This window comes from Methylobacterium sp. 142-1Y, assembly GCF_057747795.1.
In genome coordinates this window covers 6,385,401-6,407,393 of sequence record NZ_CM173224.1, presented here as the reverse complement: position 1 = coordinate 6,407,393, position 21,993 = coordinate 6,385,401, and the positions used below count along the sequence as shown (strand labels likewise).

Annotated in this window: 18 protein-coding genes; 9 read left to right on the top strand and 9 right to left on the bottom strand. The window is 60.4% G+C overall.

The genetic code is table 11. The features are described 5' to 3' along the window. Nucleotides 1–8: 8 nt before the first annotated feature. The 3 genes from AC3AOF_RS29345 to AC3AOF_RS29335 all read left to right on the top strand — a co-directional run bounded on the left by AC3AOF_RS29345 (nucleotide 9) and on the right by AC3AOF_RS29335 (nucleotide 1,978). Entirely contained in the window at nucleotides 9–449 is a 441-nt protein-coding gene (locus AC3AOF_RS29345; protein ID WP_488347253.1) for an RbsD/FucU family protein, read from the top strand. Nucleotides 450–538: 89 nt separating this feature from the next. After that, nucleotides 539–1,402, top strand: a complete 864-nt coding sequence (locus AC3AOF_RS29340) for a MurR/RpiR family transcriptional regulator (RefSeq protein ID WP_488347252.1) — start codon at nucleotides 539–541, stop codon at nucleotides 1,400–1,402. Nucleotides 1,403–1,495: 93 nt separating this feature from the next. Further along, nucleotides 1,496–1,978: a hypothetical protein gene (locus tag AC3AOF_RS29335; RefSeq protein ID WP_488347251.1), complete on the top strand. Its 483-nt coding sequence runs from the start codon at nucleotides 1,496–1,498 to the stop codon at nucleotides 1,976–1,978. Between the two features lie 21 nt (nucleotides 1,979–1,999). On the opposite strand, the gene AC3AOF_RS29330 is transcribed toward AC3AOF_RS29335, so the two are convergent. After that, nucleotides 2,000–2,290 carry a hypothetical protein gene (locus AC3AOF_RS29330; RefSeq protein WP_488347250.1) on the bottom strand — a complete coding sequence of 97 codons (291 nt, stop codon included), beginning with the start codon at nucleotides 2,288–2,290 and terminating at the stop codon, nucleotides 2,000–2,002. A gap of 620 nt (nucleotides 2,291–2,910) precedes the next feature. Between AC3AOF_RS29330 and AC3AOF_RS29325 the strand changes: the two genes are divergently transcribed. Further along, nucleotides 2,911–4,215, top strand: a complete 1,305-nt coding sequence (locus tag AC3AOF_RS29325) for a PQQ-dependent sugar dehydrogenase (RefSeq protein WP_488347249.1) — start codon at nucleotides 2,911–2,913, stop codon at nucleotides 4,213–4,215. Between the two features lie 533 nt (nucleotides 4,216–4,748). Here AC3AOF_RS29325 and AC3AOF_RS29320 read toward each other — a convergent pair. Beyond that, entirely contained in the window at nucleotides 4,749–6,038 is a 1,290-nt protein-coding gene (locus tag AC3AOF_RS29320) for a flagellin N-terminal helical domain-containing protein (RefSeq protein WP_488347248.1), read from the bottom strand. A gap of 850 nt (nucleotides 6,039–6,888) precedes the next feature. On the opposite strand from AC3AOF_RS29320, the gene AC3AOF_RS29315 reads away from it, so the two are divergent. Next, complete coding sequence (locus AC3AOF_RS29315; RefSeq protein ID WP_488347247.1) at nucleotides 6,889–8,055, top strand: phospholipase D family protein; 1,167 nt, start codon at nucleotides 6,889–6,891, stop codon at nucleotides 8,053–8,055. A 90-nt stretch (nucleotides 8,056–8,145) separates the two neighbouring features. Next, entirely contained in the window at nucleotides 8,146–9,600 is a 1,455-nt protein-coding gene (locus tag AC3AOF_RS29310; protein ID WP_488347246.1) for a hypothetical protein, read from the top strand. Between the two features lie 388 nt (nucleotides 9,601–9,988). Here the strand turns inward: AC3AOF_RS29310 and AC3AOF_RS29305 are convergent, their stop codons facing one another. Further along, the gene (locus AC3AOF_RS29305; protein ID WP_488347245.1) at nucleotides 9,989–10,981 is read right to left on the bottom strand and encodes a helix-turn-helix domain-containing protein; all 993 of its coding nucleotides are present in this window, start codon (nucleotides 10,979–10,981) and stop codon (nucleotides 9,989–9,991) included. Between the two features lie 549 nt (nucleotides 10,982–11,530). Next, the gene (locus tag AC3AOF_RS29300; protein WP_488347244.1) at nucleotides 11,531–11,995 is read right to left on the bottom strand and encodes a DUF6641 family protein; all 465 of its coding nucleotides are present in this window, start codon (nucleotides 11,993–11,995) and stop codon (nucleotides 11,531–11,533) included. Nucleotides 11,996–12,651: 656 nt separating this feature from the next. Here AC3AOF_RS29300 and AC3AOF_RS29295 point away from each other — a divergent pair. Next, nucleotides 12,652–13,197 (top strand): NUMOD3 domain-containing DNA-binding protein, encoded by a 546-nt coding sequence (locus tag AC3AOF_RS29295; protein WP_488347243.1) that lies wholly within the window; start codon nucleotides 12,652–12,654, stop codon nucleotides 13,195–13,197. Between the two features lie 558 nt (nucleotides 13,198–13,755). Here the strand turns inward: AC3AOF_RS29295 and AC3AOF_RS29290 are convergent. Both AC3AOF_RS29290 and AC3AOF_RS29285 read right to left on the bottom strand, forming a co-directional pair. Continuing rightward, nucleotides 13,756–14,751: a glycosyltransferase family protein gene (locus AC3AOF_RS29290; protein WP_488347242.1), complete on the bottom strand. Its 996-nt coding sequence runs from the start codon at nucleotides 14,749–14,751 to the stop codon at nucleotides 13,756–13,758. 68 nt (nucleotides 14,752–14,819) lie between these two features. Next, nucleotides 14,820–15,209 (bottom strand): hypothetical protein, encoded by a 390-nt coding sequence (locus AC3AOF_RS29285; protein WP_488347241.1) that lies wholly within the window; start codon nucleotides 15,207–15,209, stop codon nucleotides 14,820–14,822. A gap of 269 nt (nucleotides 15,210–15,478) precedes the next feature. Here AC3AOF_RS29285 and AC3AOF_RS29280 point away from each other — a divergent pair, with 269 nt between their 5' ends. Then, nucleotides 15,479–16,288 carry an IS5 family transposase gene (locus AC3AOF_RS29280; protein ID WP_488347240.1) on the top strand — a complete coding sequence of 270 codons (810 nt, stop codon included), beginning with the start codon at nucleotides 15,479–15,481 and terminating at the stop codon, nucleotides 16,286–16,288. Here AC3AOF_RS29280 and AC3AOF_RS29275 read toward each other — a convergent pair. The 3 genes from AC3AOF_RS29275 to AC3AOF_RS29265 form a co-directional block, all read right to left on the bottom strand. Continuing rightward, nucleotides 16,254–16,757, bottom strand: coding sequence for a hypothetical protein (locus AC3AOF_RS29275; protein ID WP_488347239.1), 504 nt, complete (start codon nucleotides 16,755–16,757; stop codon nucleotides 16,254–16,256). The genes AC3AOF_RS29280 and AC3AOF_RS29275 overlap by 35 nt on opposite strands. Before the next feature lie 32 nt (nucleotides 16,758–16,789). Beyond that, entirely contained in the window at nucleotides 16,790–18,325 is a 1,536-nt protein-coding gene (locus AC3AOF_RS29270) for a hypothetical protein (RefSeq protein WP_488347238.1), read from the bottom strand. Nucleotides 18,326–18,459: 134 nt separating this feature from the next. Continuing rightward, nucleotides 18,460–19,301, bottom strand: a protein-coding gene (locus AC3AOF_RS29265; protein ID WP_442919232.1) for an IS5 family transposase whose coding sequence is annotated in 2 segments (ribosomal slippage) — nucleotides 18,460–18,911 and nucleotides 18,911–19,301 — 843 coding nt in all. Because the reading frame shifts where the segments join, the coding sequence is not laid out codon by codon here. Nucleotides 19,302–19,487: 186 nt separating this feature from the next. On the opposite strand from AC3AOF_RS29265, the gene AC3AOF_RS29260 reads away from it, so the two are divergent. After that, nucleotides 19,488–21,962, top strand: a complete 2,475-nt coding sequence (locus AC3AOF_RS29260; protein WP_488347237.1) for a hypothetical protein — start codon at nucleotides 19,488–19,490, stop codon at nucleotides 21,960–21,962. The last annotated feature ends 31 nt before the right edge of the window (nucleotides 21,963–21,993 follow it).

Below are 21,993 nucleotides of genomic sequence, written 5' to 3'. Positions count from 1 at the left end.
GGACACCGATGCTGAAGGGACTGGACCGCGCCTTGTCGGCCGAGATGCTCGGCATGCTGATGGCGATGGGGCACGGCGACGACCTGCTGATCTGCGACGTGAACCACCCGGCCGCCAGCATCGCCCGCCACACGGTCCACGGCCGCGTCATCGACATGGCCGGCTGCGACCTCGGCCGCGCCGCGGAAGCGATCCTGTCGGTGATGCCGCTCGACACCTTCGTGCCGGCCCCGGTGAAGCGGATGAAGGTCGTGGACGATCCCGACCGGCTGACGCCCGCCCATGAACGGATGCAGGTGGTGGTCGACCGCGCCGAGGGACGGCCGATCCTCGTCGAGGCGCTGGAGCGGTTCGACTTCTACGCCGCCGCCAAGCAGGCCTTCGCCGTGGTGCGCACCGCCGATCCCGGCCCGTATGGCTGCTTCATCCTGCGCAAGGGCGTGGTCTAAGGGATGGGCGGGGCGCTCGGTCGAGCCGGGTGGTGGCCGATCCAGGCCCTCACGGACTAGTGTTGCGTATCCTGGAGGAGACGGACCCGATGAACGACGTGATGGATCCAAAGTCGGTCGGACCGCGGATCCGCATGATGCGGCCCAGCCTGACCCCCCTGGAGGCCAAGGTCGTCGACAGCGTCTTCGGGCGGCGCGATTTCAGCATCGAGACCGCCCTCAAGGACGTGGCCGAGACCGCCGGGGTCTCGGAGGCCATGGTGGTCAAGATCGCCAAGAAGCTCGGCTTCTCGGGCTACCGCGATTTCCGCCAGAACGTCGCCGACTACGTTCGCGTCTCGGATGCCGAGATGAACGACGAGCTCTCACCCGACGATTCGGGCGCAGAGATCGTCAGCAAGGTGTTTCGCGCCTCGATCCAGGCCCTCGAAGAGACGCTCGCCATCGCCGACGTCGCGGCCTTCGAGCGCGCGGCCGATTTCATCGCGGATGCCCGCCAGCGCGACCTCTACGGCGTCGGCGGATCGGCGCAGATCGCCCGCGACGTCGCCCACAAGTTCCTGCGCATCGGCATCCGCGCCTCGGTCTACGACGACGCCCACATGATGGCGATGTCGGCTTCGCTCCTCGGCACGCGGGACGTGGCGATCGGCTTCTCGCATACTGGTGCCACCCTGGTGACCCTCGAGGCGCTCCAGATCGCGAGGCGGCAGGGCGCTCGAACGATCGCCATCACCAACTACTCGCATTCCGCCCTGGCCGAGACCGCGGACGTCGTCCTGTGCTCGACCGCGCGCGGCTCGCCGCTGCTGGGCGAGAACGCGGCGGCGCGCATCGCGCAACTCAATCTCCTCGACGCGATCTTCGTCCTCGTCGCGCAGCGTGACATGAAATCCGCCGAGGCGGCCCTCGTCCGCACGAAGGAGGCCGTGCGCGATAAGCGCCGTGCCTGACCGGGTGAAGCAGCAAATCTGCGCTTCAGACCCCGCACGGACGGCACGATCGACGTCCTCAACGGCGCCGCCGAGGCGGGTCGGCGGGCCCTCGTGCAGTCGATGCCGGGCGTCTTCGACGAGCCCACGCCCTTCGCCCTGGACAGCGTGCGCGTCTTCAAGGCGACCCGCCGCTCGGACGGGGGCGCCCCATCGGCACTGGTGTTCGTCACGGACGAAGCGGCCACCTATCTCGACGTCGAGATCACGGGCGGCACCAGGCGCGCCGGGGACGCCAGCACGACACGCCTCGGGCCCCTCGTGCCCGGGCCCGCGGCCCCGCGCGACCGCTTCGGCAATCTGCCCAGGGGGTTCGTCGCCGCAGCCATGCGGGAGCCCGGCGTCGCATGGGTGACGCTCAAGCCCGGGCAGCCGCCCGCCCTCGTGCGCCGGGCCCCCGGCAAGCGCCTGGAGGTCCTCGCCCTCATCGTCGAGGAGACGCACTATGAGGCGCGCTGGGACTTTTACGGGGTTATGACCCGGGCGGTGGCCGCGTACGTGGGCAAAGCCGGAGCCCTGCGGGTGTTCGAAACGTGACGTGACATCACGAACGCGGCCTCAGACGAGGAAGAGGGGCACCGCGCTCCTGAAGCCGGCGAGGTCAGGGTTCGTGCGGATCGGGGCAGCCCCGTTGATCTGGCTCGACCAGACCACGGCGCTCGTCCACGTCCGCCCGGCGTCGAACGAAATCTGGACCACACCCCGGTCCTGGTAAGCCGTGCCGCCGGTGTCGCCCCAGCTCACGAGCGCCCCGAGGTGCGGGATCCCGAGGAGCGAGGCCGACAGGCCTGCCGAGTTGCCGCCATGCGTGGATAGCTTCTCCGAGTGCTCGCGAACTCCGTCGCGCAAGGCATTCCGTCGTGCAGGGCCTGCAGGCTGCCGATGTTGTCGACACACAAGTTCGAAACTTAAGCAGCTTGACCGTGCGAACGGTTGCTTCCGATCCCCTTGAACGTCATTTGCCCGTGCTTCCAATCCACGCTGCTGACCCGGTGCGGTCGTTCAATGGTGGCGGTTCGAGGGTCCGCTTGGGGTCATATCCGGCTGGCTCACGAGGCGCCCTCCTGGCAGAGCTGCCCCACAGGGGCGAAGCTGTCGTGCTAGGCTCAGGATGCCCCAGGACCAGCGGAGCAGCGCTGAAGCATGCGAGCAGCAGGACGCCCTCGAACGCACTGTATGACGCTCCTAGCACCTCAAGGCTAGGTATACTCCCCCACGCGGGGTGACGGCGCGGCCTGCTATGCGTACGCCGTCAACGCTGCCGCGTTCGTCCGCCTGCGGTCGGTTTGAACATGCGCGGTATCGATCAGGCCCTTGCAATGGCGATGGAGATCATGACCCTGGAACCGCGGTCGTGCTGCTGGCGTAGTTCCGCTTCCTCGGCGGCGCATGTCTAGCACCGGTTCCGGCGGCCGTACCCAGCCCAGGTGCCTCCAGCCAATCAGGCAACAATCGTTGGGAGAGGGTCTTTGAGTTTGTCGAACGCACTCGCACGCGGTGTTTCGTTGATCGGTGGAGCCGCATCCAGGCTGCGGCGATTTCGCGATGGCAGCTACGAACCTGCCTGGGGCAGTGCGCCCACCATTCCGACCGCGAAGCCGCAGGGCCGGATCATGACGCTGAAGATGCCCTCGGCACGCGGGTGGTCACCGGGGCAGCTTCCGGTCGCTGCTCCCGGCCTGAAGGTCAATGCCTTCGCCACCGGGCTGGACCACCCACGCTGGCTTCATGTGCTCCCGAACGGGGATGTGCTGGTCGCCGAATCGTCGGGCGAGCCGCGCAAGGTCATGCGGCACCTGTTCGACCACGCCATGACCGCGACCATGAAGCGCGCTCGCGCCGCGGGGGTGAGTGCAAACCGCATCACGCTGCTGCGCGACACGGATGGTGACGGTGTGGCGGAGACGTGCGAGCCGTTCCTTACGGGCCTCAGCCAGCCATTCGGCATGGCCCTCGTCGAGGACAAGTTCTACGTCGGCAACACCGACGGCATCGTCGTGTTTCCCTACGCCGAAGGCACCACCAAGATCGCTGAGCCCGGCCGCAAGCTGGTCGATTTCAAGCCGGGCGGCCATTGGACACGCAGCCTGCTGGTCAGCGCGGATGGGACGAAGCTGTATGCTGGCGTCGGCTCGCTGAGCAACATCAGCGACGACGGCATGGCGGTCGAAGAGGGCCGCGCGGCCGTCTACGAACTCGACCTCGCCAGCGGCGCGAGCCGTATCTTCGCCTCGGGACTGCGCAATCCTGTCGGCCTCGCCTGGGAGCCGAGCACGAACGTGTTGTGGACGGTGGTCAACGAGCGCGACGGGTTGGGCGACGAGACACCGCCGGATTATCTCACGTCCGTGCAGGATGGCGGGTTCTATGGCTGGCCGTACTCGTATTGGGGGCAGACGGTCGATGACCGCGTGCCGCAGGACGCCGCCGCCGTCGCCCGCGCGATCACACCGGACTATGCGCTGGGCGGCCATACCGCATCACTGGGTCTTTGCTGGATGGCGGCAGGAACGCTGCCCGGCTTCCCGGATGGTATGGCGATCGGGCAGCACGGCTCTTGGAACCGCAGCACATTGAGCGGTTACAAGTTGGTCTTCGTGCCGTTCGAGAACGGACGTCCTTCCGGCCCGGCTCGCGACATCCTGTCCGGCTTCCTGGCGCCGGACGAGAGTGTCTCTTACGGCAGGCCGGTTGGCGTCGCGCTTGGTCCCGACAAGTCGCTGCTGATGGCTGACGACGTCGGCAACGTGGTCTGGCGTGTGACCGGAGCCTGACCCCAGCTTCGAGGCTGCAAAGCCGTCTTGACCCTGGCCCGGTCGCTTGGCGCTGAGCTGCCGGCGGCGTCGACGCCCTGAATGGCGTCTACGTTGCCTCTCCGGATCTTCCTGCCCTGATAAGCGAGGCGTATGGAGACAGCTGTACTGACACAGCAGGAACAGCTGCTCCCGACACCACACGGCCCCCCCATGGAACCGGTTCGAAGGTCCGGGAGGGGATCATATCCGGCTGGATTTACGGGGGATCTACTGGCAGAGCTGCTTCATAGAGCTGAAGCTGTCATGCTGGGCTCAAGATGCCCCAGGACCGACAGGGCAACGCAGCAGCTGCCCAGCAGCAGGACGCCCCTCGAACGCGCTGTACGACGCTCCCAGCGCTTCAGCGCTGGGAGCCCTCCCCCACGCGGGGCATAGAGGCTAACCAGACCTAAGGATGCTGCTTGTTGGGGACCCCCTCGACACCTCGGTGCGCCCATCGCTCATGGCAGCAGCGAAGCCCCGGAAGGCTTCGCTGCTGCTGCACACCTCGATTAGCGCAGCAGCTGAAGGATGCCCTGGCTGGCCTGGCTCGCCAGGGACAGCGACGACACCGCCAGGGACTGCCGGGTCGACAGCGCCTGCGAGTTCGCCGCTTCCTCGTTCATGTCGGCGTTCGTGAGGTTGGCCGCCCCCGTCGTCAGCACGTTAATCATCTCCTTCGTGAAGGTCTGCCGGTTCTGAACCGTCGACAGGTTGGAGCCGAACGTGGAGGAGATGGATTTCAGGTTGGCCAGCGCGTTGCTGAGCGCATCCGCGGCCTTGGTGAGGTCCGCGTTGTTCTGGATGCCGATGTCAGCACCCAGCTGAGCCGTGGCGCTGTCCTTGAACTCGCCGATACCCAGCGCGGACGCGGACAGCGACGTACCCTGGATGTCCAGCTTGGATTTGGCCGCGCCGGTCTTCTCGTTGAACGCGATGCTCAGGCTGTCACCGGCCAGCAGGTTGGTGCCGTTGAAGCCGGCGTCCCGGGCGGCCTGATCCAGCTGCGTGCGCAGCGCGTTGAACTGACCCACCAGGGCCGAGCGCTGAGCGGACGTGCCGCCGGCCGCCGAGGGGGTTGCGCCGCCAGTGAGCTTGGCGGTCTCCGTGGCATCCACCGCGAAGGCTCCCGAGGTGGTCTTGCCCAAGCCCACCGAGAGGGTGTCCGATCCGGCGCCGGTGATCTGCAGCTGGCCCTGCACGTCGATCGTGGCCGTGGCGATGCCCGACTTATTGATGTTGCTGACGAGGTCACTCACCGTGTCGGTGGCGCCGATGTCGAACTTGTAGGTGGTGAAGCCCGCGCTGAGCTGCATCTGGTTGGCGTTGCTCGTGTTGATGCCCACCGCGCCGGGAGTGCTCGAGGTGGCCGCCGCGGCCGTGCCGGCGAGCGTCTTGCCCATCGATACGTCGTAGATGCTCTTGCCCGTGGCGGTGGCTTCGCCGGCCGTGGCGAGTGCCCGGGTGCCTTGCAGCTTGGGCAGGTTGGAGGTGGCGTTGGACTGCGCCTGGGTCACCACCGATTGCATCTGCTTGACGACGGTGGTGACTGCATCAACCCCTTTCGCGGCGGCCTGGATCGTCTGGATACCGTTGGAGACGCCATCGAGGAGATCCGACAGCGCGGACGCACGATCGCTGAGGCCCACCGCCGTAAAGTAGTTGACGGGGTTGTCGAGGGCCGAGTTCACCTTCTTGCCCGTGGAGAGCCGGCCCTGATTGGTGGCTGCCAGTGCGGCAGTGTCCTGCAAGGACAGCAGGTTCTGGCGAGTAGCAGCGGAGAGCGTGATGGACGACGACATGAGCTGACCCCTTGGAATTGCCTCGCGTGGATCGCGAAGACTTCGGGGATTATTGCTGTCCGTGCTCAGTTGGGCGGTTAATATTTTGTATCAGGCTGACCAATGTTCAGATGAGGCGTACTGATCTACCGACGATGCGTACTTGCCAGCATGATGGCGATTGCCCCTCGTATGCTGATGCTTTGTGAGCCACCAACGGTCCCCATCCTGATCGTGGGCCTCAAGCGGAGGTCAGTCGCGGCGGAACTGCGAGGTACAAGCTCGGTCAGATCGAGGGGGGCAAAAGCCCTGTTGCGACCGAGGCTGTATGAAAACTCAGGGGCCGTAGAAGGATCTCCCCTTCGTCCGTTCTGGGCAGCGGCCACAGCGGCATCCCGACGGCAATCGGCCGCCAACCCGGATCCTCGGATGGCAGCAGCGCAGAGGATTGTTCTACAAATTCGGGGTGCGCCTGAGTTTTCACACAGGCTCGACCCCTCTCGGACCTTCGGAAGGTCTGCTTACCGGCAGCGTGATTGGCTCCGAACGACCGACCCTGGCCGTAAGCGTAACGGCTATTTCGGAGATTCATGGCCGGAAAAGCGGATGGCCTCCAGTCGACCCAGCCCGGTCGCCTGCAAATGTTCCTGAATTCCGCAAGTTGGGCTGGCTGGCCTCTGCTGCACGTGCCAATGAGAAAGTTGATCAGGATCGCTCGAGCCGAGCTTCACCGAGGACGCGCTCGATTGGTCTGACAATTAATTGAATAGGCTAAATCGGCACCGATGTCCGAACACACGCAGCTTCGCTCGTACGCGGCTCTCGCCGAGGTGCTAACACCGGCCGAGTGCCAAGCGCTGGAGGCCTCGAGATGACGACGCGGCTTGTGGATAGCGGGTGGTCCCAGGAGATCTCTGAGGGGTTGCGCGCGGACTCTAGTGAGTTTCGGATCATTTCCCCGTTCATCAAGACGGGAGCATTGCAGCGACTACTCTCGGTAAAGCCGCAGTCTCTTAGGGCGATCACTCGGTTCAATTTGGCTGATTTTTCGGAAGGCGTCAGCGATATCGCGGCGCTGCGGAAAATGCTGAATTTGGGCGGTAGCGTGCGTGGCGTAAGGAACCTCCACGCTAAAATGTACTTGTTCGGTTCAACACGGACGATCATCACCTCGGCTAACCTGACTGGGGCGGCACTAGATAAAAACCACGAGTTCGGCCTGGTATCCGAAGATACAAACATCATTGAGGCATGCCATCGTTATTTTGATGGCCTTTGGGATCGCAGTGGTGCCGATCTAGTGAATGGGCAGCTCGATCAGTGGGATGCGACGGTAACGCGCCATCGAGCAGCAGGTGGACGTCCAAATCTTTCTAATATTCTCGAAGATTTCGGCGCTGATGCGGGCATAGTTGCCTCTCCATTTCCTCTCTTAAAGAACATCGTTGCAGATGCGCAGCATTCGTTCGTAAAATTTTTGGGAGAGGGGCACAACCGAGCCGCATTGTCACTTCCAATCCTTGATGAGATCGATGGTTCTGGCTGTCATTGGGCTTTGGCCTATCCTGCGACGAAAAGGCCGCGAGCGGTCGGCGACGGCGCTGTAATGTTTATCGGACGCCTGACCTACGATCCTAACGACGTCCGCATTTTTGGCCGGGCTACTGGAATGCGCCATGTTCCAGGCCGCGACGATGCTACTGCCGAAGACATTGAGCGACATGAATGGAAGGCAATTTGGTCTCGCTATGTCCGAGTGCATCACGCCAAGTTTGTCGCAGGCACTTTGGCCAACGGAGTTTCACTCAACAATTTGATGGACAATCTTGGTTCAGACTCATTTGCTTCGACAAAACGCAATGCCACTAAGGGAGAAGGTAATGTTGATCCCCGTCAAGCCTTTCGGCAGCAGCCAGCTGTCGAGTTGACTACCGAAGGCGCCACATGGCTCGGCGAACAATTGCAAGCTGCGTTCGATCGGCATGGAACCATACCTCAATCCGATCTCGACCTTCTCGATTGGCCGCAGGTCCCGTGATGCCAAACTCGCCAGCAGCATGGGGATCGACGAGGGCCGCGCTCCGGAGACCGCAGAATAACCCTCCCAATTGCCGCCGCTGAGGCGATCTTGCGCAGTCGTTTCGGCGAACCAGCTAAACCGCCGACCGACTACGTTGTTGGCTTCGCGACACCCAACGGCAAGGTCTTGGCGATCCATCGTGAGGCGGCCGAGACCCGCATCTGGTTTCAGCCGCCCGCGCCGCCTGAGCTGGCCGGCGTCCGATTGATGGGCGCGGCGTCTAACGGCAACTCAAACATCAATGGGCCGCTGCAACCGCTTCGCGCGCCGATGACGTTGCGCGTGGAAGTTGATAGCGCGGGCGCGCTGAACCGATTTCTCGACTGGTATGCCGGAGCGGGAGCTGCGCCACGTATCATTGGCACAATAGCGCCCATTGATCCGCGCGGCTTCCGAGAGGCGTTCGCGCGCTTCCAAGTTCTGGTCATGGCACGGTCCGGCTATGCCTTCACGAACTTCAACGAAGGGCTCGCCGCAGTCTGGGAGAGCTATAAGCCGCGCCTAAGGGATCACGCGCGCGGTCTGCTTCGCGCCAGTGCATGGTCGGAAGCTGAGATCGGCTCGGGCACGATTCTGAACCGCCTGATCGAAGCGATCGAGATTCAGGATACCCGTGCCAACCTGACGAACAACCTCGTCTTCTGGCAGAACCGCTACGGCCACGCGAACCGCGATCACCGCGCCCTGCTGGAGGCGGGATCGAACCCGAAGCTGTGTCGCGAGATTGAGGGCCTGCTGTTTAATCTCTTTCTCGGTACTGATGATGAGGACGCAACGTTCGACCGATTGAGTAAGTTGACGTTCGGTAAATATCCACTCCTCGCGTATCTCTACTTCCTAAAGGATATGGACCGGTTCATGCCGATCCAGCCGACCGGCTTCGACCGCGCCTTCCGCGCGCTCGGCATCGACTTGTCAACTCTGCGCCAATGCAGCTGGGCGAATTATTCGACCTATAACTGGACGCTTGCCGCATTGTGTCCGCTGATCGAGGCGGCGACCGGCATTAAGAAGGTTCGACTAGTCGATGCGCATTCATTCTGCTGGATTTTCTCGACGCTGCTGAAGCTTGAAACGGAAGGTGCGATCGTCAAGTCGACTGGTAGCAAGGACGAGGGCCGCATCCTTGGCGGGCGCGAAAGATCCATCATTGCTATGCGCCTCTCGGTCGAGAATACCGTCAAAAACGCAAACGGCCAGGTCGTGCCGCGTGTCGTAAAAAACAAAGAATTGCGCATGACGCCAACCGAGTTAGAAAAGATGATTGCTTTACTTCTCGACCTTCAAGACAACCGTTGCGCCCTGACCGGCCTCTCCTTCCAGTTTCACGGACCCGAAGCGGATAAAAATCTCCTGCCGTCGCTCGATCGCATCGATAGCGCAGGGCATTACGAGGTCGGCAATCTGCAGGTGGTCTGCCAATTTATTAACTTCTGGAAGGGCGACAGTGACAACGCCGATTTCCAAAGGTTGCTGATGCAAGTTCGTGGCGTCGAAATCTGATGACGATCTGGCTTGCTGATATTGGAGCTGCGCCCGACCGATCTGCAACGGTAGTCAGGGTGAGGCGTTGACGGGCTGAGTAGGCACCGATGCCGGCAGCCCTACCCCTTCGCGGCCCTCTACGAGTATCAAGCGGGGCTTGGGGTGTGCACTTTGGCAATTCGCGCAATAGCCGCTGGATGGCCGAGATGGGCGCAAGGCGGAACGTCCGTTCGCGGGCGGCAAGCTGATCCCCGCTCCCCACCCCCTGCGGTCCTCGCGAGGTGTGCTGCAATGTCGTGGAGGCGAGTGCGGGCTACCCGCGATATGGGCCACTGGTGCATTCGCGATACAGCAGGACGCACCAACTGCCGTTGGATCGCCTGAGGCCGCTGCGATGCTGTGCGGCTCAAAGCTCGCGCAGCCATCCCAGCAGCGGGGCATCTGTAGGGAGCGGCACCCGTATTTCGGGTCCGGGCTGCACCTCGCTGGGGTTCACCCCGTACTTGCGCCGGAAGGCCCGGCTGAACACGAGGTCACTGCCGAAGCCGCACTCATGGGCGAGCCGCGCAATCTTGGGGCGCCGGCCCTCGCTGTGCCGTAGGCGCCGCATGGCCTCGGCCAGTCGGCGATCCCGGATGTACGCGTACACGCCGCCATCGGGGGCAAACAGCTGGTACAGCGGCGTTCGTGAGAGCCCGAACCGGGCGCTCAGCATGGGTAGATCCACCTGCGCCAGATGCTGCTCGATGAACTGCTGCACGGCGAACCGCAGTTGGGTATCCCCGGAGGGTGCTGCTGTGGCGCTGCCGCTGACCTCCCAGGCCAATGCCCGGCACAGGTCCACCGTAGCCGGCACCAGATGGTGCGTGAGCCCGGGTGTCGCCGACACGGCGCATTCGTTGAAGTGGCGTAGGAAGTCCGACAGCAGCTGGGCTAATGGGTATGCGGAGCCGGCGAGAACGCCACCGTGCATACTGGCGAGCTCATCGGCGCGATCCCCAAGCGTGCGGCGCGGCAGGAACAGCGTTGCCCCCCGGCCCTGCTCCGTCTCCATGCGGATCGGCCTGGCTAGGTCGAGCACGAGGAGATCGCCGGGGGCGGCCTCGATGGGGCTGCCACCCACATCGACCCGGATGCTGCCGCTGACCGTCGTCCTCAGCACCAGATGATCCAGTCCCTGATCCCGTATGCGCTCCGAGCTTCGCTCCACGGACTGGGCTGGCACCTCATCCGCGGCGAGCACCATCTGGCCGAGGTGCTGGTAGCGCTGAAACGCGATGATCGGTACTTCGGTCTCCGTGGGGACCGAGGCATCGAAGATGGGGGCGAGGCTGGTGATCCAGGCCCGGCGGCGGCGACCGGGTTCGGCTATGTGCTCGAAGCGATGTTCGAGGATCACGGCGTAGCTGCCGCGGTGAGCCGGCCGCAGCGGGTGCCCGGTGGCTCAAGCTGCACCTGGGAATGCCGGGCCCTTACGCACACGCGCGAGAGCGCGTCTCGGCATGGGGATGCCGAAATCTGGCCGATCTGGCTCATTTTCAGAAGATCACTCTGTCTTGGCGGGATCGCGAGGACGAGTGGAGTTTGCGTTGAGCGTGTTGCTGCGCCCGTTATCGAACAGAAAGCAGACAATGCGTTTGCATATGCTGCGTACTAGAGTGCATACTCTGCGTACTTGAGCCGGCTGTACGTTTGGATCGCTATAGATCGCGCTGCGTCAGGTTGCAGCTGATACCATCGGACACAAGGACGTGGCCGGCTCCCCGCGACCAAAACCCGAATTCGCGCAGTTGCTGTGCTGGGCGAACCAACGCGTGCCTAAGCTCTTGTGGGATCGCTCGTTTTTTCTGCGGGATCAGCGGTTTTGACGACACCGCGCCACGCCGGGATCACCGCATGTGAGGTGACGGCGCTGCCCCCATGTACGCGCGCCGTCACCGCAGCGGCCTCACGCCGCCTTCTTCTTGCGTCGCTCCGCCATCATGAGACCCCGCGCCACCGCCGCTTCCTTGATCTGAGCGTCCAGCTCCCCTGCCCTCACCGCGTTGATCAGGGCGTCGATGATCACTGGCAGCTTGTCGAGCGTGCCGATGCCGATGGCGGCCTTGCCCGGCTGCAGCGGCATGGGCTTGCCGCCCACGCGGAGGATGAAGTGCGTGGTACCGGCCTCGTCCTGGAACCAGCCGCGCCGCACACGCCGGTTGACCTCCATACGCACGCGCTGACCCTGGGCGTCCTTGCGCATGCCAAGGGTCTTGGGGGGCTGGAATACCCGGCCTTCGAGGGTGGCCGTCACCATCTCCTTCTGCTCGGCGAGCTGTCCAAGCAGCTTCTCCCGCGCCCGCGCGAGGGGATCGTTGGCCGACACGGCGGGGGCGGCAGCGCTGAGCTTGAGGGTCTTGAGTACCGACATGTGTGTGTCCTTCGTTTGAGCACGACCAGTTCTCATGTCCAGAACAATACTGCCGTTGCCCCACTGTTCAACCTTAGAATAGAACGCGATGATCTAGGACATCGACCCATTCGTGATTGATAGCAAAATGCACAAGAACGCACAAGGAAACTGTCCAGTCAGGGTCCAATTCTTAAGTAATTGATTTTGCGCTCTAATTTTTCGCTATTTAGGGCTCTTTGGTGTCACCGCGGTGCCTGCTCGCCCGCGGCACCCTCTCCCAAAGCTATTACGACCCAAAACCAGATGGGTAGACTGGAAGTCCGCGAGTGGCGCTCTCCACGTAGCGGCAGCGAAGTGGCGCCACGAGCAGCCATCGCCAGATGGCTGCGAGAGCAGCAGGCGCGGAAAGCTCGTCCCGACGGAGCCGCGGGTGGCTGGCTTGAAGAGCCAGACACGACGCGGAACGTCAGGGACAACGCCTGATTGTGCTTCGTTGGATAGCGTCTTAAGGACGAGTAATCTCTCTATATAGAGAGATTGTTCTTTCTTATGTCGTTAGCCAATGATGCATTGTCAGTCGGATGAATATTATATGTTCTTACCTATGTGGCATAAATATCGACGGGCACGAGCCCGCTGTCGTACAAAGGGATATGAGCAAAAAGGAGATGCCCATGAAGAAACAAATTGAAGACTGGCTGAATGTTGAGACGGAGACGCGAGATTGGCTACATGCCCAACTCGAACGCTCGCAAAAATATCAAACTAGCCGAGGCGTGCGGTTCGATCTGAGTTTTTCCGACTATGTGGATCTGTGGGGCTTCGCGAGGATTAAAAAGGTAACGAGCCTGCTTAAGTCGGGGAAGCTGTTCAAGAGAATGCGCCATCCCGACAAAGGATGGGTTCTTAGTTGGACGAGCAAGGACGCGCGCAAAACAAGAGAAATGAATTACACGATCGCGCGCATTCTTCAACGCAATACGAGCAGGCATCGCTTTTATCTCAAAGCCGGCGAGAAGCATACAGACGAAGCAAAGCGCCGAATTGGAGATGCCAAACGAGGGAAGCCACTTTCAGATTTACACAAACAGAGGATTAGCGACGCTCGTACAGGTGTTCCTCAAAGCGACGATCATAAGAACAAGCGTATTGATGCCATTCGCGCTACTAAACAGAGACAACGTGAAGAGCGTGCCAGGCTGCTAGATTGCGCAGCTTGAAATTTTGATGACCGGCTTAAGATTGGCCAATTGATACTGTGGCCAATCTGCCGTAGTATCACGCATCCAATATGAACCAAACAAAAAGAGGTGAAAGAATGCCCCGCAAACGAATTAGCTGCCTTGTACGGCCCATTCAGTCGTTGCCTTGCGATAGAAGTATGAACGTCGGTGAACATGTTGATCTTTGGATCGCCTGTGCGCGCGTATCTCCCGAACTGCGCCAGCGAACTGAAGACGATATGATCCAGCTCATACTCAAGATGAACCCCGGTTATCGGGATACGCCCTCACGGAAACGAAAATAGCACGAAGTCACGATTGGGTCGGTGCGGTATCATATAATTTGTACCTGCACAGATCCATTCATGGCTTGAAGAAATACAAACATTCAGCAGAACCTGTGTGCTAAGTCCGACGCTCCACCGAATACGCGGGTGCTGTCAATATGGGTCGTCGCATGGTTTGTAGTTTGTGCTTCCGACCACGCGCGGCTTGCTCGCTACCCTATGCGACCAGCGAAACCTTCTGAGTGGACCGACGGCATCCGTTACAAGTTCACGCGGCGAGCACGCGATCGTACAGGTCCGCTCCGGAGAAGAAGCGCGAAATCTGCTGCTCGCATGCTGTCAGGCTGTACCCACTGCTGACCACGCGATCCAGCACGGCCGAGAGATGCGCCACCAATGCCGGCTTGTGCCGCTGGTACACCGCCCAGCTGGCTGTCCACTCCGCGGGGTACCGGAACTCCTCGGGGTACATCTCGCGGTAGCTGAGACGATCCGGCACCACCGGCACCGCACCCGCCACTACCCCCTCATAGCAGCCGATGCCCAGGGTCTCCTGCAGGCTGCACGAGAACACCACCCGGCTCCGGGCGAGCAGGTCGTGGTAATCCCGCTTGGCGAGAGCCGTCTCCTGGCACGCCACGAACTGCCAATCGGGGAACGATCTCGCCAGATCCTTGAAGATGTCCGGCTGCTTCTCCGGTGCCAGCCGGTGGGGGAACAGCACGATGTTCTCCTTGGGCTGCTCGAGGTGCGGCTGTAGCTCAGCCGCCAGGTACTCCATGGGCCACCCACACACGGCCACTCGCGGATCATCCGCCGCCACGCTCACCCCTGCGCGGAACAGCTCGGCATGGGCCTGCGTCGCGAACACGCTGACATCGTAGGCCTCGAACAACGCTCGCTCCATGGCCTTCGCCCATCTCGCATCACGAGGCACGATCCGGCCGAGGAAATCGTTAGGGTCATAATGACCCGCGTGGAACAGCCCGAGAACGCGCACGGGTTTCCGCAGCAGCGCGCTCATGTACCGGATCTGATGCACGCCGGGATGCCATGCGTCGGTGATCAGGAACGTGTCGCCCGGCTGCACCTCTCTCCGCTGAAACCGCCGAGCTACCTCGGCGATTTGCGTGCTCTTGAAGATGTTGGTGCCGGCGAAATCGAGGAAGGCGCCCGCCAGGGGTACCGGCGGGGGCATCTCACCCTCGATCTGTATCACCCTGGCTGGCACCCCGCGAACCGCAGCTGCCTGCGCCAGCTGCATGGGGAGATGGTGCAGCCACTGCCCCGTGTAACGCTGCTCATGCCCCTCAATGGGCAAAATCCAAATGGTCACTTGCGGTGCTCGCTGGCCGTGTACTGCGAGTAACTACCGCACTCTCCGTCCTCGCTTACCTCGATCCAGACATCGCGGTCGGGGTATTTAGCGGCTATGTTCCCGTACAGCTCGTCGCTGATGATCTCGCAGCTCTTTCCATCCAACTGGAGTATGCTGTCTTGATACAACTCCTCCAGCCATTGGAGGAATGTATGGAATTCCACCTCGCGATCACCGTGCCATACCTGTATCCACACGCGAAATTTGAACAGGTGTCGGTGGTTAGCGGAAAGGTACGCGCGGTCCCCAGATGCATCGGGCCAACGATGGAAGCCGGCGCGCTGGAACGTAACCCAGATCATTCGAAGCGGGGTAGCGGATGCGATTGTTGCAGCAGCGGTCATGTTCATTCAGCCGGGGCTAGAGAGCTACGCTTGTTGTGCAGATGCCAGAGAACCAGCCAGATCACGAATGTGGCCAGCATTTTTCCAGCGTAATGTGAGATATAATTGGGCCAGGTAAGTTCATTTAGGCCGTGCAATATGAGGGCACCGTCGAAGAGCGTTGCAACGGCTGAAGACCACAGGATGCGATCTTTGAGATCCTCTTTTTTGAGGGCGTGGAAGGCTAGAGCGTGTTATGAACCTATGACGTAGCGTGAGCGTTGAGGGGCATGAGTGCTGATCGCCCCGCCTATCCGTCCGACGTGTCCGATGAAGAATGGGCGCTGGTTGCCCCCTATCTGGCGCTGCTGCGCGAGGACTCGGGTCAACGCGACCACGAGTTGCGCGAGGTGTTCAACGGGCTGCGCTACATCGTGAAGACCGGTGCGCCGTGGCGGTTCATGCCCCACGACCTGCCGCCGTGGGCGGCGGTCTACCAGCAGACCCAACGCTGGCTTTCCGCCGATTGCTTTGGCGCGGTGGCGGGCGACCTGCGTGCTGTGTTGCGGGAAGCGGCGGGGCGCGAGCCGGAGCCGTCTGCGGTGATCCTGGACAGCCGGACCCAACGCTCCTCGCCCGAGAGCGGTGAGCGGGCGGGCTACGACGGGGCCAAGCGCAAGCGCGGCTCGAAGGTGCACCTGGCGGTGGACACGCCCGGGCATGTGGTGGCGCTGCACGTCACGCCGGCGAACGTGGACGACCGCAGCCAGGTTGGGGCGCTGACGTGTGCGGTGCAAGCGGAGACGGACGGGAGCGTGGAGACGGCGTTCGTCGATCAAGGCTACACGGGCGAGAAGCCGGCGAAGGCCGCCGACGCGAACGGCATCGCGTTGGAGGTAGTCAAGGCGCCCGAGGCCAAGCGCGGCTTCGTGCTGCTGCCACGCCGGTGGGTGGTGGAGCGCTCGCTGGCCTGGGCGGCGCGCTGCCGCCGGCTGGTCAAGGACTACGAGCGCTATGCCACCACGTTGGCAGGCATCTACATGATCGCCTTCGTCTGCGACATGCTCAGCAAGCTTGGACGCATCGTAAACAGTTCATAACACGCTCTACCTGGTCGATCCCCTCGCTCACGAGGAACGCCAATGCGCTATAGTAGGCCAGGTCTCGATCTACGCAAAAATATACGATGATCGTGGCGATGAGCATGAATGCTGCGACCCAATCCCCGATGAGCCTTTGCGTATAGTCACGCATTACAAATATCAGGCCCACCAGCAGCGTGCCGGGGATGAGCGGAAACGACACTGGCGGATTGCCGCTGAACGGTAGTTTTAAAGGGTATACAGGCAGATATTTCGCGAATGCATTTACCGCTACGCCGGATGCAATATACATCACGATGAGCGCGATCGTAAGATCGAGATGATCATTCCATCGAGGCTTGTAATCGCCTCGAAAAAATCCAGCAAGCTCTCTTTGTCTAATCATATCGATAATTCCGCGGCTATTAGGCTTGCGACCGATCACGGGCGGCTTAAGGCAAGCTTGCATTCGCAGCGGATCTGGCACCGCTGGGGCCGTGTCGTTCCAATTTGAGTGCTCTACAAAACGAGCGCGTCCAAGCGCTGTCGATTTTGTTCGATGAAATCATGCGCCTTGTAGGGCGAGACACTTGCTATCGGCGACGGGAACTCCGCCGTTGGATAGTCCACCTCCATCGGCGGTTGTTCGCTCAGCTCATCTATAAGGTCGAGCACGCGGTTGGGTGCAAAAATTATTTCGATAAGGCTGCGGATCACCAGGAGATCGACGGGGAAATTATTTCGTGTCTCGCCATCGTCGCTGAGCCAGTTGGCAGTCACTTGTTCAAGCGCCCGCGTTGCGGCATCCACATTGTGCGCGCACATGAGCAGTGAAGTCTTACTATCTGGCTTGACGATAAAGTTGCGGGGATCTGGGTCCTGGCGATCATGGCGCACCACCGCAATATCATTCACCGCAAGGTGCTGGCCGATGATGCTGATACCGGCATTAGGCGTAGCCCGGCCATGCATGGCGGGATATGAGCCCTGCGCGTCTTTGATTAGCCTGTGTGCTTCAGCCTGCGCGCGGGCGTGACACCAATCGTTGATAGCGAACGTCAGCTCGCTATGATGCCGAAACTCGCTGAGTTCAGCGTCGGATGGGCGATTATATTCGATCGAAAGTGATTTGTTATCAGCTACATAATAGGCGAGCAGGCTGTAGCGCTCGTTCGCCTCTTGAAATGGCGTAGCCGTATCAAAAGTGATTTGAAGATCTGGATTGATGCTTGCTCGAATGCATCGCTGGATCGTCGTCAGCACACATGCGCTTGCAAGCGTACCCCTTCCAAGAACATGAATGTGCTTGATGCGCGCGAGCGTGCCGTCGTCGCGCATATCGACGAGGCGGCGCAGCATCAGTCGGTAGCTGATATTGCTGGTACCAGCGAACGCGATGCCCTCGGCGGCATCAATGAGCGGCCGGTGGACACGATACCACTCGCGGCTCTCGGGCTCACTCGTGCCCTGCAGCACCACGAGAAAACCTCGCTCGGGCTGCCGGTGGATCAGCATGGTCTCCGTGTTGATGTAAGTCTGCCGAAGGCACCCGTTGAATGCCACGCTCAATCCGTTGGCTCGGCTCATGGCCTCGAGGTTTTCGCCGTCCACATGGATGAGCCGATGAATGTGCGCGGCCATTTTGCCCGTGGCGATCCCCCCGGTCGGGAAGTCGAGGGCCATCACGAAATCGCCGTGCTCCTCCTGCCAGCGGAGTGATTGCAACACGGTGTGCGTGTAGCGCCAGGGTCCCAGCGTGCCCTGCTGGATCTGAAAACCTCCACTATCCGCGACCACGAACGATGTTTTGCGATCGCGCTCGGTGATGTTCGTGCGCGCCGTGCTGAGGCTGCCGCTCTCCTGCATCACTTGCCCGGCACTCGCGAGAGTTGCTGGGTAGTGAAACATACTACCTGACCGCAGATAGTTAAGCATTGGACCTAGCAGGCCCTCCGCCTGCCACGTCACATCATTCGCGGATTTGGCATACCCGTGGCTAATCGCCGGCAGGTAGCGAGCCACATTGGTTTGGTGAGGGAAAAGGGCATCCAACATGTAGATATGTGTCGGCGCTCGCCTATTAACATGCCGCTAATGCCGCAGCGATACCCAGGGTCTCCAAAAAAATTTTAGATATCTAAAAAGTTGCAGGCCCAGGATGAGTGCAAGCCATAAGTGTCTGTCCGGGATCATGCTGATTGTTGGCAGAGTTTTCTGAGCATGATGCGGATGGAAGCAAGGCGCAGGAAAGCCAGCGCCTTGCGGGTGCGGCACTCCCAATCCTTCGCCAGCCGCCGGCAGCGATTGAGCCAACCAATCGTCCGCTCCACGATCCAGCGCTTGGGCAGGACCTCGAACCCGACCGCCTGATCCGACCGCTTGACGATTTCCACCGTCACAGACCGGCAGACCCGTTCCAACGCCTCCCGGAACACCGGCCCCTGGTAGCCGCCATCTGCATACAGCTTCAGCAGGAACGGGTAGAGACTAAACAGCGTCGCCATGACCCATACGCCGCCATCACGATCCTGCACGTCGGCCGGATGCACCAGAGCATGCATCAGCAGACCTTGCGTATCGACGAGGAGATGGCGCTTCTTGCCTTTGATCTTCTTGCCCGCATCATAGCCGGACGGGTCGATCGTGCGCCCCCTTTTTCCGCGCTCTTGACGCTCTGGCTGTCAATGATCGCTGCCGTTGGGCTGGCCTCACGTCCTGCCTGTTCGCGGCAGAGAACGTAGAGGGTGTGATGGATGCGCAGGAGAGTTCCGTCGTAATCCCATAAATCGAAGTAGCCATGCACCGTCGAGCGAGGCGGTAGATCTTTTGGGATAGCGCGCCATTGGCACCCCGTTCCAAGGACATACATCAAGCCGTTGACCACCTCGCGCAGATCAACCGTTCGTTTGTTTCCCCCGCGTCGAGCCGGTGGGAGAAGGGGAGCAACAAGCGCCCATTCCTCATCCGTCAAATCAGTGGGATAGCGAAGCTTGCTGCGGTCGTACCGCTGGCGGTTCTCAGGCGTCCACATCGCTCAAGCATACGCCTGTCGGCGCGAACCGCAACGCGCTCCGAAAAAACAAATTCTTCCCGGACAGACTCTAACACCCAGCAACCCTCCCTGAAGAAGGAGCTGGACGATATTGATAGCCGGCTGAGCGCCGCTCAACGTCACGCGGGCAAGGCTCGCAAGCACGAGGACGCGTTTTGGTCGCGCGTGTATGCGGCGCTGCATGACATCTATGAGGTCTGGCAGCCCCTGATCAATAACGACGATCTAATTAGAGCCTATTGCGATCGTCATGGGCTCAAATGCAATAGTATTAAGCTAAACAACCGATTTTATGCGCCCGTCCAGCTGTGTTTCAAGAACGCGCGAAGCGCTACAGCTGTAACGCAGTATGCCACCACGCTCCTTGAAGCAGATCGACTGGGGAAAGCACCAGTCGATCTAGTCGGATGGATCAAAAGCATCGGCAGCCCATCAGATGTTTATGATAGCGTAAGGAGCGCCACTAAGGGGCCTGCACTCGGTTCCGGTAACGTACCCATTACAGCGCCGCAACCTGCAATGAATATCACGGCCTCAAGTGGGGGTGCGTCGCCAACTGCCAGTGCCAATCTGCCAGCCTCCACACACGCGCCTGCCGCCGTCTTGCTGCCGCCGCAAACCATTATCTCTAACATCCTTCAGGGCTGGGTCACGATCAAGCGGCTCGTTGACGGAAAAGAGAAAAGAGGCAGCGGTGCCGATAAACGGAAAATTCTCATTCGGAACATGTCTGTTGGAGGCGAGACGTTCTTATGCCTGGAGAATATAGATACGGCCTACACGTTTACAACGGCACGAGTGACTTTGCCATTTGAGTGGGCGGAGTTGGGAGATCGCTGGTACACGCTCTCGTTCCGTGAGGCTGACCGCCTGACATTTAATTTTCCCATTGCGTCCGGATGGAATGGCACGATTGCCGTGGATCACGTGGAATTTTCCGCCTCTAACGGAGTTCGGGTTGTCGCCGAAGTCTTCAATGATATGGATACAGATTTCCAACATATGGCCTTGCCGGTCAGTTATGGTCCACATTTACAACTGACCGCACAGCGAGCGAAATCCTTTCTGGGTTGGCACAATCTTATAAAGCGCAGCATCAAGCTCAAATCCCGTCAGCTGCGAAACGACATAAGACATCAGATCGAGCGTAACGAAGTAATCATATCAAATTTGCGGATGCAGAACCGCAGGGTCACGTATGGTGCACGGAAAATCATCTTCGCGCCATCGACAGACCGGCGTCTCGACCACCGCTCATACGAATATCAAATGCCCGACAAGGTCGCGATACCCCGGGCGCTTGATCTATCAAGCGATAGGTTAACCTATAAAATACCATTGGAAAGCAGCAACGGATACCAAAATGATAGAGACAAGCTAGTTACCGAATATCATATTGATGCACACCATTTTGCAACGTCCGTGCTGCCCTTTGATAGCCGCGCGGACAACATGAAGTGCCGGCTGTTCGATGCGGTAGGGCCAGTTCCCATCGATCAAGATGTCCGGCTGCCAGTCCTGGAAATTGTAGGCCTGTGCAAGCTCCTCAAGGCACACGATGTGGGAGCGAAAGCGCAGTTCGTTAACACGGATGACCGGCAAGCCGCTTTGCTGGTTGAGTTTGCCACCCCTGATAATCGGGTCCGCTACATGGTACCTACCGTCAAGTCGGCCTCCATGCTCCGCCGACACGCTTGCGAGCCATTGAGCAAGACCGCTACGGGCAGTGCGCCAAATTTCGTCGGAGCAGAAGCGCAGTTCTGTGCCTATATCATATCGTACCGCTCGCCTGATCCAGCTAAGTGGCAGCTAAGGAGCGCGAATTTCCTTGAGCAGCTGAATTGGTGGATGGAGAAAACCGACGTATCCATAGCGATTTTGCTTAGTGGGTGGAGCCAGAACGACATTGACAGCTTCAATGTCCAAGGCGCTGGTGTCTTCGACGAATTGAAGGCCCGATTTGGTGACGCTGCCATCCGCGAAGTTGAGGGACGACCGCTCATCACCAACCGTATCACTTGCTTGGAATGGTTTTACAGCAGTATGTACGATTGGGGCGTCATGATGGATGACGACGCCATTCTCGAAACAAAATATCATAAGAGCGCCGAGATAACTTTTTTTGATGAGATGGCTGCAAATGAACCCACAGCCTACGTTGGTGTAGATATGTTCTTTCCCTACTGGGATGGAAAGGCCCCTCACCACCCAGCTGCTTTTTGGAATAAGCCTAGTCGTGATTTTGACAGCAATCATATTTTCTACAAAAATCCAGATCTAAAAGGTAGCCTCTTTGTGCTGCGGAATTTCCGGAAGGAGGGCCGCCGCAAAGTCTTCCCCAACCCCACGTATGATATTCATGGAGAGGACACACTGCTCGCCACGGAGGCCATGTCGCTGGGCTATACGGTCATGATGTGTGCCAACATCGTGCTGCGCGAACTCGATGGGCCAAGCTATTTCGAGGAGGATCGCCTCAAAAATATGCGCGCCGCGCATATGAGAATTGCAGAGATGTACAAGCATCTCGGGTTGAGGATGAAGGATCCAGCGGATCCCGAGAACAAGTCGTTTGATAGGACGGAATTTTACGATCGCTGTTGGGATCAGCTCAAGGAGCAAACTGTTCCAAAGCCCTGAGGCTACAGAGGGGGCGCCTTCGCAGCTCCCC

Excerpts from the sequence above, each read along its gene's own strand:
- AC3AOF_RS29345 (WP_488347253.1), top strand. The coding sequence starts at position 9 with ATGCTGAAGGGACTGGACCGCGCCTTGTCGGCCGAGATGCTCGGCATG.
- AC3AOF_RS29340 (WP_488347252.1), top strand. The coding sequence starts at position 539 with ATGAACGACGTGATGGATCCAAAGTCGGTCGGACCGCGGATCCGCATG.
- AC3AOF_RS29320 (WP_488347248.1), bottom strand. The coding sequence starts at position 6,038 with ATGTCGTCGTCCATCACGCTCTCCGCTGCTACTCGCCAGAACCTGCTG.
- AC3AOF_RS29315 (WP_488347247.1), top strand. The coding sequence starts at position 6,889 with ATGACGACGCGGCTTGTGGATAGCGGGTGGTCCCAGGAGATCTCTGAG.
- AC3AOF_RS29300 (WP_488347244.1), bottom strand. The coding sequence starts at position 11,995 with ATGTCGGTACTCAAGACCCTCAAGCTCAGCGCTGCCGCCCCCGCCGTG.
- AC3AOF_RS29295 (WP_488347243.1), top strand. The coding sequence starts at position 12,652 with ATGAAGAAACAAATTGAAGACTGGCTGAATGTTGAGACGGAGACGCGA.
- AC3AOF_RS29290 (WP_488347242.1), bottom strand. The coding sequence starts at position 14,751 with ATGCAGCTGGCGCAGGCAGCTGCGGTTCGCGGGGTGCCAGCCAGGGTG.
- AC3AOF_RS29285 (WP_488347241.1), bottom strand. The coding sequence starts at position 15,209 with ATGACCGCTGCTGCAACAATCGCATCCGCTACCCCGCTTCGAATGATC.
- AC3AOF_RS29280 (WP_488347240.1), top strand. The coding sequence starts at position 15,479 with ATGAGTGCTGATCGCCCCGCCTATCCGTCCGACGTGTCCGATGAAGAA.
- AC3AOF_RS29270 (WP_488347238.1), bottom strand. The coding sequence starts at position 18,325 with ATGTTGGATGCCCTTTTCCCTCACCAAACCAATGTGGCTCGCTACCTG.